Origin of the sequence: Streptomyces sp. 8K308 (assembly GCF_004348315.1) — a bacterium.
Lineage (GTDB): Bacteria > Actinomycetota > Actinomycetes > Streptomycetales > Streptomycetaceae > Streptomyces.
On the sequence record NZ_SMKC01000052.1, the window covers coordinates 19,006 to 30,400 of the forward strand.

12 protein-coding genes are annotated in these 11,395 nt (G+C 72.4%); 4 read left to right on the forward strand and 8 right to left on the reverse strand.

Annotated elements, in window-relative coordinates; all coding sequences use genetic code 11:
- The first annotated feature begins 137 nt into the window (after positions 1–137).
- The gene (locus E1265_RS10805) at positions 138–1,070 is read left to right on the forward strand and encodes a sigma-E factor regulatory protein RseB domain-containing protein (RefSeq protein WP_132930045.1); all 933 of its coding nucleotides are present in this window, start codon (positions 138–140) and stop codon (positions 1,068–1,070) included.
- Between the two features lie 4 nt (positions 1,071–1,074).
- Here the strand turns inward: E1265_RS10805 and E1265_RS10810 are convergent, their stop codons facing one another.
- From E1265_RS10810 to E1265_RS10845, 8 genes are all read right to left on the reverse strand, one after another.
- Positions 1,075–1,527 carry a VOC family protein gene (locus tag E1265_RS10810; protein ID WP_132930046.1) on the reverse strand — a complete coding sequence of 151 codons (453 nt, stop codon included), beginning with the start codon at positions 1,525–1,527 and terminating at the stop codon, positions 1,075–1,077.
- A 67-nt stretch (positions 1,528–1,594) separates the two neighbouring features.
- Positions 1,595–1,789: a hypothetical protein gene (locus tag E1265_RS38870; RefSeq protein WP_243740685.1), complete on the reverse strand. Its 195-nt coding sequence runs from the start codon at positions 1,787–1,789 to the stop codon at positions 1,595–1,597.
- A gap of 185 nt (positions 1,790–1,974) precedes the next feature.
- Positions 1,975–2,895, reverse strand: a complete 921-nt coding sequence (gene rarD, locus E1265_RS10820) for an EamA family transporter RarD (protein ID WP_132930047.1) — start codon at positions 2,893–2,895, stop codon at positions 1,975–1,977.
- A gap of 306 nt (positions 2,896–3,201) precedes the next feature.
- Positions 3,202–4,314, reverse strand: a complete 1,113-nt coding sequence (locus tag E1265_RS10825) for a 2-oxoacid:ferredoxin oxidoreductase subunit beta (protein ID WP_132930048.1) — start codon at positions 4,312–4,314, stop codon at positions 3,202–3,204.
- Positions 4,304–6,199: a 2-oxoacid:acceptor oxidoreductase subunit alpha gene (locus E1265_RS10830; RefSeq protein ID WP_132930049.1), complete on the reverse strand. Its 1,896-nt coding sequence runs from the start codon at positions 6,197–6,199 to the stop codon at positions 4,304–4,306. The genes E1265_RS10825 and E1265_RS10830 overlap by 11 nt, the downstream gene beginning before the upstream one ends.
- A 199-nt stretch (positions 6,200–6,398) precedes the next feature.
- Complete coding sequence (locus E1265_RS10835; protein ID WP_132930050.1) at positions 6,399–7,058, reverse strand: response regulator transcription factor; 660 nt, start codon at positions 7,056–7,058, stop codon at positions 6,399–6,401.
- Positions 7,059–7,143: 85 nt separating this feature from the next.
- Positions 7,144–8,451: a sensor domain-containing protein gene (locus E1265_RS10840; RefSeq protein WP_132930051.1), complete on the reverse strand. Its 1,308-nt coding sequence runs from the start codon at positions 8,449–8,451 to the stop codon at positions 7,144–7,146.
- A 25-nt stretch (positions 8,452–8,476) separates the two neighbouring features.
- Entirely contained in the window at positions 8,477–9,721 is a 1,245-nt protein-coding gene (locus tag E1265_RS10845; RefSeq protein ID WP_132930052.1) for a sensor histidine kinase, read from the reverse strand.
- A gap of 174 nt (positions 9,722–9,895) precedes the next feature.
- Between E1265_RS10845 and E1265_RS10850 the strand changes: the two genes are divergently transcribed.
- The 3 genes from E1265_RS10850 to E1265_RS10860 form a co-directional block, all read left to right on the forward strand.
- Positions 9,896–10,291: an NADH-quinone oxidoreductase subunit A gene (locus E1265_RS10850; protein WP_132930054.1), complete on the forward strand. Its 396-nt coding sequence runs from the start codon at positions 9,896–9,898 to the stop codon at positions 10,289–10,291.
- A complete protein-coding gene (locus E1265_RS10855; protein ID WP_132930056.1) occupies positions 10,282–10,845 on the forward strand; it encodes an NADH-quinone oxidoreductase subunit B in 564 nt (187 codons plus the stop codon). Before E1265_RS10850 ends, E1265_RS10855 begins: the two co-directional genes overlap by 10 nt.
- Positions 10,842–11,395: NADH-quinone oxidoreductase subunit C (locus tag E1265_RS10860; RefSeq protein ID WP_132930058.1), on the forward strand; the 554-nt coding region annotated here is incomplete at its 3' end. The genes E1265_RS10855 and E1265_RS10860, both read left to right, overlap by 4 nt.

Genomic DNA, 11,395 nt, shown 5'->3' on the forward strand with positions numbered 1-11,395 from the left:
CGGGACGGGCCGTGTTCGTTCCCCTCCGGTCATCCTCTGGTAGTACCGCGATTGACTCCCGACGGTGGATGCCGGAAAGGCCCCAGCCTGTTGCACTTGGTTGTGCCGGATGCGAAGCATGAGTGGAGGGGCATCTGATGGCGTTGCACAGGAATGTTCGCCGGGCCGCCGTGCCGGCCGCCGTGGTGGCCGGGGTCGCCGCGCTGGGGGCGGGGGTGTGGCCCGCGATCGCGAGCGACGGCGGCCCCGACCTGCCGGACGTGACGGCCGAGGAACTGGTCGTCCAGGTCGTCCAGTCGGAGACCGAGCAGCTCTCCGGCACGGTGCGGGTCGAGGCCGACCTTGGCCTGCCGGACCTCGGGCCGCTGCTTGACGGCGTGTTGGACGAGGCGGGGCCCGCCGGCCGGCTGGCCGGACTCGCCACCGGCGACAGCACGCTGCGGGTCGCCATGGACGGCCCCGAGCGGCAGCGGGTCGCCCTGGCGGACGGCTCCGACGAGTTCGCCGTGATCCGCAACGGGGACGACCTGTGGGCCTACGACAGCGCGGGCGACACCGTGCTGCACGCGACGGCCCCGGCCGAGGCGCGCGAGGCGGAGCCCGAGGCGTCGCCGTTCGCCGACCTCACGCCGCAGGAGGCCGCCGAGCGGCTGCTGGCCGACGCCGGTGAGCACGCGGACATCTCGGTGGACGGCACCTCCCGGGTGGCCGGCCGAGCCGCCTACCAGTTGACGGTCGAGCCGTCCGACGCGTCGAGCGGCGTCTCCCTGGCCCGGCTCGCGGTCGACAGCGAGACGGGCGTGCCGCTCGCCGTCTCGGTCCAGGGCGAGCGCGGCTCGCTCGACATCGCCTTCACCCAGATCGACTACGCCCAACCGGCCGGCTCCGTCTTCGACTTCACCCCGCCGAGCGGCGCCGAGGTCGTCGAGATCGACCCCGAGGATGGCCTGAGCGGCCTGCTGTCAGGACTCGGCGCGGACGCCACCGGCGACCTGCCGTGGCACGACGGCCAGTTCGAGGGCCTCGAGGAGTTCGACGGCTCGGAACTGTCGGAGCTGTTCGGCGGGTAGGGGCCTAGCTCGCGCAGAACTCGTTCCCCTCTGGGTCGCGCATGACCCACCAGTGGCCGGCCGGGCCCTGGTCGACCTCGGTGACGCGGGTGGCGCCCAGGGCCTCCAGGCGGTCGACGAGCGCGTCGAGGCCGCCGGGTCCCGCGTGCACGTCGATGTGCAGCCGGTTCTTGGTGCTCTTGGCCTCCGGCACGTTCTGGAACAGCAGGCGCCGGCCCTGGCCCACGCCGGTGACGGGGTCGTGGGGGTCGTCCGGGTGCCGGACGCCGGCGAAGGCGCGCCAGGCGCGGCGGCCGTGGTGCTCGGTGACGGCCGCCTCGTCGATCTGGCCGGCGGCCAGCAGCCGCTCGATCAGCGCGCTGTGGTCCTCGACCTCGTACTCGAGGGCGGCCGCCCAGAAGTCGGCGACGCGCGGGGCGTCCTCGCTGTCGATGACAAGTTTCCAGTTCAGGGCCATGTAACCAGTTGTACGAGTTACGCGATGCCGTCCGCAACCGGCCTGCCGCACGGCCTCATGACCGCGCTCAGGAGTAGCGGTCGAAAAGGCCGGCCAGGTACTCCTCAAGCCGGCGGGTCAGCAGCGCCGGCGTGAGCTCGACGCGGAGGTCCCGCCAGGTACTCCCGACGATCTCGCGCTGCGCGCGAAGCGCGGCGGGCGCCCACCGTCTCGTGCGGTCGGGCGGGCGCCCAACCAGCCTGGCGGCTTCGCCACCAGGCACGCGAGGCCACACGCGTCCTGGGGCGCCGCCGAGCCGGTATCCAGCCCGGCGGACCTGTCACCAACTGGCCGAGCGGTCGGCGAGCGGAGTCCGGCGGCCAGGCTTTGCGGCACGCGAGCGCGCAGTGGGCCACGTCGAGGTCGGCCGGTCCCCAGGAGGTCTCGACCCAGGCCAGCGTGGCCGGCTCAGGCATCGCGGCTGGCGGCCGGTTCCGTGGCGGCGTCGGGGACGTGGCGGGCGACCGTGCGGCGGCTCCGGCGGACGGTCCGCAGCGCGTCCCAGGTGAGGATCGTCAGCGCCGTCCAGACGAGCAGGAAGCCGGCCCAGCGCTCCGGCGGCATCTCCTCGTGGAAGGCGAGGACGCCGAGCAGGAACATCGAGGTGGGCGCGAGGTACTGCATCAGGCCGAGCGTGGAGAGCGGGAGCCGCACAGCGGCCGCGCCGAAGAAGATCAGCGGCAGCGCGGTGGCCAGGCCGCTGCCGACCAGCAGCGCGGTGTGCGCGCCGCCCTCCGCGGTGAACGTCGACTCGCCGCGCCCGGCCAGCACCAGCACGAAGCCGAGCGCCGGCAGGAACTGGAGCGCCGAGTCGGCCGTGAAGCCCTCGAGGCCGTCGAGCCCGGTCTTCTTCTTGACCAGGCTGTAGACCGCGAAGCTGACGCTGAGGGCGAGGGAGATCCACGGGATCTGGCCGTAGGCGACGCTCATCACCACCACCGCCGTCGCGCCGACGCCGACCGCGGCCCACTGGGCCGGCCGCATCCGCTCGCGCAGCACCAGCACGCCGATGGCGATGGTCAGCAGCGGGTTGATGAAGTACCCGAGGGACGCCTCGAGCACCCGGTCCTCGCCGACCGCCCAGATGAAGATGTACCAGTTGACGGAGATCAGCGAGGCCGAGACCAGCAGCATCCCGAGCCGGCGCGGGTCGCGCAGCAGCGGCCGGATCCAGGACCAGTTGCGGACGGCGGCCAGCAGCGCGAGCGCGGTGGGCAGCGACCACAGCATCCGGTGCGCCAGCACCTCGGAGGCGCCGGCGGACTCCAACTCCCGCCAGTAGATCGGCAGCAGGCCCCAGAGCCCGAAGGCGCCGAGGCCGAAGATCAACCCAGACCGGCTACCCGCGCTGCCCGCTGCCACTTTCCGCCTCCCACGACCACGGCCCGACGCCAGGCCCTGTCCGGCCGGTCTTTCCGGGCCGCGACGCCATACACGGCACCTCGCTGCGTTACCGAATCGCGCGAATACAGCCCAGTATGAGCTGCGATCCGGTGCCTTGCGATGCACCGCGTCTGACGCCGCGGCCTGGTCCGAAAAGACCGACCGGACAGGACCTACACGAAAGTAGCGCCGGGCCGAGTCGTTGTCATTCCCGTATTCGCGTGACGGTCCTGACAGGGGGATCTCCCGGGGTCAGCCGGCGACCGTCCAGGTGTCGTTGCCGGCGAGCAGCGCCGCCAGGTCGCCCTTGCCGCGCGTCTCGACGGCCCGCTCAAGCTGCTCGGCCATCTGGTCCTCGTAGGCCGGCCGTTCGACGCTGCGGAACACGCCGATCGGGGTGCGGTGCAGGGTGTGCGGGTCGGCGAGCCGGGAGAGCGCGAAGGCGGTGACCGGGGTGGCGGCGTGCGCGTCGTGCACGAGCAGCGCGTCGGTGCCGGTCTCGGCCACGTCCACCACCTGGATGTCGCCGGTGGCCGGGTCGCGGACCAGGCCCCGCTCGCCGAGGCCGTCCCCTCCGTCCTCTTCGCGGAGTGGCAGGCCGAAGCGGATCGGCTCGCCGTGCTCCAGGCGGATCACCGCCTCCTGGGCCCGCTGCTTGTCCTTCAACGCCTCGAACGCGCCGTCGTTGAAGATGTTGCAGTTCTGGTAGATCTCGACCAGCGCCGAGCCATGGTGCTCGGCGGCCGCCCGCAGCACGCTCGTCAGGTGCTTGCGGTCCGAGTCGATGGTCCTGGCGACGAACGACGCCTCGGCGCCGAGCGCCAGCGACACCGGGTTGAACGGGGTGTCGAGCGAGCCCATCGGCGTGGACTTGGTGATCTTGCCGGACTCGGAGGTCGGCGAGTACTGGCCCTTGGTGAGCCCGTAGATCCGGTTGTTGAACAGCAGGATCTTCAGGTTCACGTTGCGGCGCAGCGCGTGGATCAGGTGGTTGCCGCCGATGGACAGCGCGTCGCCGTCGCCGGTGACCACCCAGACCGACAGGTCGCGGCGGGCGGCCGCGAGGCCGGTGGCGATCGCCGGGGCGCGGCCGTGGATGGAGTGCATCCCGTAGGTGTTCATGTAGTACGGGAAGCGGGATGAGCAGCCGATGCCGGAGACGAAGACGATGTTCTCCCTGGCCAGGCCGAGCTCGGGGAGGAAGCCCTGCACGGCGGCCAGCACCGCGTAGTCGCCACAGCCGGGGCACCAGCGGACCTCCTGGTCCGACTTGAAGTCCTTGGCGGTCTGGCGCGACTCGGTGCGCGGCACCAGCGCCAGGGCGGTCCGGGCCCCGGTGGCAGTGGTGGGGGCGTCAGCGGGCATCGTCGGCGGCCTCCTTGAAAGCGGATGCGAGCTGCTCGGCCTTGAACGGGAGGCCGGTGACCTGGGTGATGGACCGGACGTCCACCAGATACCTGGCGCGCAGCAGGGTGGCGAGCTGGCCCAGGTTCATCTCCGGGCACAGCACCCGGTCGTAGGAGCGCAGCACGTCTCCGAGGTTGGCGGGGAGCGGGTTGAGGTGGCGCACGTGCGTCTGGGCGATCCGGCCGCCGGCGCGGCGGATCCGACGGACGGCGGCGGTGATCGGGCCGTAGGTCGAGCCCCAGCCGAGCACCAGCGTCCGCGCCTCGCCGCTCGGGTCGTCGACGACGACGTCGGGCACGTCGATGCCGTCGATCTTGGCCTGGCGGGTCCGCACCATGTGCTCGTGGTTGGCCGGGTCGTAGGAGATGTTGCCCGTGCCGTCCTGCTTCTCGATGCCGCCGATGCGGTGTTCGAGCCCCGGGGTGCCGGGCACGGCCCACGGCCTCGCGAGGGTGTGCGGGTCACGCTTGTACGGCCAGAACACCTCGGTGCCGTCGTCGAGCGTGTGGTTCGGCGCGGTGGTGAACTGGACGCGCAGGTCGGGCAGTTCGTCCACCTCGGGAACCCGCCAGGGCTCGGAGCCGTTGGCCAGGTAGCCGTCGGAGAGCAGGAAGACGGGGGTGCGGTACGTCAGCGCGATCCGCGCCGCGTCCAGCGCCGCGGTGAAGCACTCGGCGGGCGTGGCCGGCGCGACGATCGGCACCGGGGCCTCGCCGTTGCGCCCGTACATCGCCTGGAGCAGGTCGGCCTGCTCGGTCTTGGTCGGCAGGCCGGTTGAGGGGCCGCCGCGCTGGATGTCGACGACCAGCAGCGGCAGCTCAAGCGAGACGGCGAGCCCTATGGTCTCCGACTTCAGCGCCACGCCGGGGCCCGAGGTGGTGGTCACGCCGAGGGCGCCGCCGAAGGCCGCGCCGAGCGCGGCGCCGATGCCGGCGATCTCGTCCTCGGCCTGGAAGGTGCGCACGCCGAAGTTCTTGTGCTTGGACAGCTCGTGCAGCACGTCCGAGGCCGGGGTGATCGGGTAGGAGCCGAGGAACAGCGGCAGGTCGGCCCGCTGGGAGGCGGCGACCAGGCCGTACGCCAGGGCCAGGTTCCCCGAGATGTTCCGGTAGGTGCCGGCCGGGAAGGCGCTGGCGGCCGGGGCCACCTCGTAGGAGACGGCGAAGTCCTCGGTGGTCTCGCCGAAGTTCCAACCGGCGCGGAAGGCCGTCAGGTTGGCCTCGGCGATCTCCGGGCGCTTGGCGAACTTGGCGCGCAGGAAGGCCTCGGTGCCCTCGGTGGGCCGGTGGTACATCCAGGAGAGCAGGCCGAGCGCGAACATGTTCTTCGAGCGGCCGGCCTCCTTGCGGGTGAGGTCGAACCCCTTGAGCGCCTCCACGGTCAGCGCGGTCAGCGGCACCGGGTGCACGCTGTACCCGTCGAGCGAGCCGTCCTCCAGGGGGTTGCTGTCGTACCCCACCTTGGCCAGGGCCCGGGAGTTGAACTCGTCGGTGTTGACGATGATCTCGCCGCCGCGCGGCACGTCCGGCAGGTTCGCCTTCAGGGCCGCCGGGTTCATCGCCACCAGCACGTTGGGGGCGTCGCCCGGAGTGAGGATGTCGTGGTCGGCGAAGTGTACCTGGAAGGAGGAGACGCCGGGGAGCGTGCCGGCCGGGGCCCGGATTTCGGCGGGAAAGTTCGGCAGGGTGGACAGGTCGTTGCCCAGTGACGCGGTCTCCGAGGTGAAGCGGTCACCCGTGAGTTGCATTCCGTCGCCGGAATCTCCCGCGAAGCGGATGATTACCCGGTCGACACGCCTGATGTTCTTCGTGTCCCGGCTCGCCTGGTCGACCTCAGTGGTCACTGCTGTAGCCCTCCTTCGAGGCGACTCTTGTCAGCCATGGTACGCGGGTGAGGGTTACCTTACTGATGAGGATCAGATCAAAGAGCAGGTGGCGGGACCCGATACCGCCTGCCGTCATGGGACCCCCGCCCCCCTGCGAGACATGGCGGTGCGCGCCCCTGACCACCGCTGGAACCCTGGTTCCAGCGTGACAGGCGCGTTAGGAATTCAGATAGGTCAGAACCGCCAGAACCCGCCGGTGATCTGTGTCACTCTGCGCCAAGCCGAGCTTCATAAAGATGTTGCTCACGTGCTTTTCGACCGCGCCGTGACTCACCACGAGCTGCGCGGCGATCGCCGAGTTGGTGCGTCCCTCCGCCATTAGTCCTAGGACTTCTCTTTCCCTGGGCGTAAGCCCGCTGAGAACGTCCTGTTTGCGGCTCCGGCCCAGCAGCTGCGCCACCACCTCGGGGTCGAGCGCCGTGCCGCCCGAGGCCACCCGCGTCACCGCCTCCACGAACTCGCTGACGTCCGCCACCCGGTCCTTCAGCAGGTAGCCCACGCCCCGGCTTGAGCCGGCGATCAACTCCGTCGCGTACTGCTCCTCCACGTACTGCGACAACACGAGCACCCCGAGATCGGGGAAGCTCTGCCGCAGCCGCACGGCCGCCCGCACCCCCTCGTCGGTGTGGGTCGGCGGCATCCGCACGTCCGCCACCACCACGTCGGGCGGCGAGCCGGCGGCCGCGAGCCCGCGCACCGCCTCGACCAGCGCCTCGCCGTCGCCGACCCCGGCGACGACCTCGTGGCCCCGGTCGCCGAGCAGCCGGGTCAGCCCCTCGCGCAACAGCACCGAATCCTCGGCGATCACCACGCGCACGTTCTGTTCTCCCCCGATCTCACGGTCTCACCGGTCTCGCGTCACCGTCACCCGACGTCGGCGCCGTCCGCCGATCGCCAGCATCTCACCTCGCCGGCGCGCCGGCCGCCGCCCGCCCGCGCCAGGGCAGTTCCGCCGTGACGGTGGTGGGGCCGCCGGCGGGGGAGTGGACGGCGAGTAGGCCGTCGACGGCGCCGAGGCGGTCGGCGAGGCCGGCGAGTCCCGTGCCCGCCGTGGGGTCGGCGCCGCCCTGGCCGTCGTCCGTGACCTGGAGCATCAGCCGGTCGCCGGCCCGCCACACGTCCACCGAGGCCCGGCGGGCGCCGCTGTGCTTGCTGACGTTCTGCAGCAGCTCAGAGGCCGTGTAGTAGGCGATGCCCTCGATGGCCTCGGCCGGCCGCAGCGGCAGGTCCACGTCCACCGCCACCGGCACCGTGCACCGGGAGGCCACGGCCGAGAGGGCCGGGCCGAGGCCACGGTCGGTGAGGATGGCCGGGTGGATGCCGCGCGCCAGGTCGCGCAGCTCCTGCAGCGCCTGCTTGACCTCGCCGTGCGCCTCGTTCACCAGCCGGGCCGCCGTCTCCGGGTCGTGCGCGATGGTCTCCTTGGCCATGCCGAGCTCCATCGCCAGCGCCACCAGCCTGGCCTGCGCGCCGTCGTGCAGGTCGCGCTCGATCCGCCGCAGGTCCGCGGCCGAGGCGTCCACCACCACCGAGCGGTCGGCCTCCAGCTGGAGCATCCGGTCGGCCGCCTCCGAGCGGCCGAGCAGCGTGGACACCAGCAGCCGGTCCACCGCCGCGAGCCCTCGGATCAGCGGCGCGGCGGCCACCATGATCAACGCGCCCACCACGGCCACCAGCGCGTACTCCCACGGGCTGTCCCAGATCCAGCCGCCGCCCTCGCCGTCCACGTTGACGCCGATCCCGGGCTCGTCGGAGTAGCGGGTGATTGTCCAGCCCCACAGCGGAAAGGTGAGACCGAACAGGCCGAAGGCCCACAGCACGGTCACCGTCGTGAACGTGAACATGGCCCACCACACGTGCAGCAGCGCGTAGGCCGTGCTCCGCCACGACACGTTGCTGCGCAGCACCGCGCCCATCCACGCCAGGGGGCCGCGCTGACCGGGCCGCAGCCGCAGCGGCTCCGGCTCGGCCACCTCAAGGCGCAGGAAGACCCTGGCCCTGGCCCGCTCGAAGCGCGCGTACAGGCGGATCAGCAGCAGCATGAGCGTCAGCAGCGGCAGCCCGACCACCAGGAACAGCAGGGCGCCGCTGACCGCGAGGCCGACCACGGCGACCAGGAAGCCGGCCAGGGCCACCGGGAAGTTCAGCAGGGCGTGCAGCCCCTCCCGCCAGGTGCGGAGGGTCAGCGGCATGCGCAACACGGTCGTCATGGTTCGGATTCCTCGGACTCGTCTCTCAGGGCTTGCTCGGCGGGGTGGCCGGCGGCGCGGTCGGGGGCGCGGTCAGCGGCGCGGTGCGGTCGCGCCAGGGCAGTTCCGCCGTGACGGTGGTGGGGCCGCCGGCGGGGGAGTGGACGGTGAGTAGGCCGTCGACGGCGCCGAGGCGGTCGGCGAGGCCGGCGAGTCCCGTGCCCGCCGTGGGGTCGGCGCCGCCCTGGCCGTCGTCCGTGACCTGGAGCATCAGCCGCCCCTCGCCGCGCCACACCTCGACCGTCGCGTGGCGGGCGCCGCTGTGCTTGCTGACGTTCTGCAGCAGCTCAGAGGCCGTGTAGTAGGCGATGCCCTCGATGGCCTCGGCCGGCCGCTCGTCGAGCTCCACGCTCACCGCCACCGGCACCGTGCACCGGGAGGCGACGGCGGACAGCGCCGGGCCGAGGCCACGGTCGGTGAGGATGGCCGGGTGGATGCCGCGCGCCAGGTCGCGCAGCTCCCGCAGGGCCTGCTTGACCTCGCCGTGCGCCTCGTCGACGAGCCGGGCCGCCGCCTCCGGGTCCCGCAGGACCGTCTCCTTGGCCATGCCGAGTTCCATCGCCAGCGCCACCAGCCTGGCCTGCGCGCCGTCGTGCAGGTCACGCTCGATCCGCCGCAGGTCCGCGGTGGCCGTGTCGGTGACCGTCGCCCGGCCCGACTCCAGCTCCGCGATCCGCCGCTCCAGGCTGTCGGACGGCGAGAGCAGCCCGCGCACCAGCGCCCGGTCCACGTTGGTGAACCAGCGCGCCAGCCACGGCAGCGCCGGCCAGGCCACGACGTAGGCGATCACCGTCAGCCAACACGTCAGCGTGGCCACCGGCAGCCGCACCACGCAGAACAGCGCGGCACGCCAGCCCACCGGATCCCGCAGCGCCGACCACAGCCGGGCCAGCAGCCCGCCGTCCCGGGCCCGGGGCAGCGGGCTCGGCTCGTCCATCCGCAGCCCGAGCAGTGCTCTGGCGCGCGCCCGTTCCCACGCGCCGACGCGACGGCAGCCGGCAAGGCCCGCGGCCAGCACCGGCAGGCCGACCACCGTCAGGGACAGCAGGACCCCGGCGTAGATCCAGACGACGACGCAGACGAAGGTGACCACCGCGAGCGGGAAGCTCAGCAGCAGATAGGCGCACTCGCGCCAGGCGCGCGCATCGAGCGCCGGGCGCGGTGGTGGCGGCTTCTCCTGTCCCCCCGGGGCGCCGCCACCGACCCGGGCGGTGGTGGTCGAGCTGGTCATGGCCCCAAGCCTGCCGGGCGTTCCCTGCGGTCGCCATGGGGTGGGTCGGTCAACGGTGGTGGGGCTATCCCCACCACCGAACTCGCGAGAGCGGTGGTCACAAGCGGCCCGCCACCCCCTAGACTCACCGGCAGTCCCCATCCCGTCCCCGGTCTGGTCGTCGGAGGCCCGAACGTGCCCGACTCACTCTCCGGCTCACTCCCCGGCTACTTCCAGGGCTACACGGTCGTCGGTCTGGTCGCGGTGGCCGGCGTGCTGTTCGTCACCGTGGCCTTCAGCGCCGGCCGGCTGCTGCGGCCCACGGTGCCGACCCCCGAGAAGCTGCTGCCCTACGAGTGCGGCGTCGACCCGGTCGGCGAGGGCTGGGCGCACACCCAGATCCGCTACTACGTCTACGCCTTCCTCTACGTGATCTTCGCCGTCGACGCGGTCTTCCTCTTCCCGTGGGCGACGATCTTCGCGGCGGACGGGTACGGCGCGGTGACGCTCGTCGAGATGTTCGTCTTCCTCGGCTTCCTCTCCGTGGGCCTGCTCTACGCCTGGAAGAAGGGCGTCCTCACATGGACGTGACCCCCCGCTCCCTCGGACCGCTGGCGCGGCTCGCCCCCCACCCCATGAAGGTGGTCCTCAACTGGGGCCGCCGCTACAGCCTGTGGGTGTTCAACTTCGGGCTCGCCTGCTGCGCGATCGAGTTCATCGCGGCGTCCATGTCCCGGCACGACTTCATCAGGCTCGGTGTGATCCCCTTCGCGCCAGGACCGCGGCAGGCCGACCTGATGGTGGTCTCCGGCACCGTGACCGACAAGATGGCGCCGGCGGTCAAGCGGCTCTACGAGCAGATGCCGGAGCCGAAGTACGTGATCTCCTTCGGCGCCTGCTCCAACTGCGGCGGCCCCTACTGGGACTCCTACTCGGTCACCAAGGGCGTCGACCAGCTGATCCCGGTCGACGTCTACGTGCCCGGCTGCCCGCCACGGCCCGAGGCGCTGCTGCACGGCATCCTCACGCTCCAGGAGAAGATCGCCGCCGAGTCGCTGCCAAGCCGCTACGCGCCGCGCCCCTCGGCCGCCGCGCTCACCAGCGGCCTGGTGGCCCCGCCGGCCCCCGAGGAGGGGCGCCGGTGACGGCTGACTGGCTGCCGGCCGAGCCGGCGGCGCTCTTCGGCGAGGGCGCCACGGCCTCCCTCGCCTACGAGGTGCTGACCGTCGACGTGCCGGCCGCCGCCTGGACCGACGCCCTCACCGTCGCCCGCGACGAGCTCGGCTGCACCTTCTTCGACTGGCTCAGCGCCGTCGACGAGCCAGGCACCGGCTTCCTGGTCTGCGCCCACGTGGTGGCGCTCGGCACCCCGCCACGGCGACTCCTGCTGCGCACCACGGTGCCGCACGAGAACGCGGCGCTGGCCACCGCGACCGGCGTGTACGCCGGCGCGGCCTGGCACGAGCGGGAGACCCACGAGATGTTCGGCGTCGACTTCCCGGGACACCCGGGGCTGACGCCGCTGCTGCTGCCGGAGAGCTTCGAGGGGCACCCGCTGCGGAAGGACTTCGTCCTGGCGGCCAGGGTCGCCAAGGCGTGGCCCGGCGCGAAGGAACCGGGCGAGTCGGGCCACGGTGGCCCCCGCCGCCGCCAGATGCTGCCGCCTGGCGTCCCCGACCCCAACGAATGGGGCCC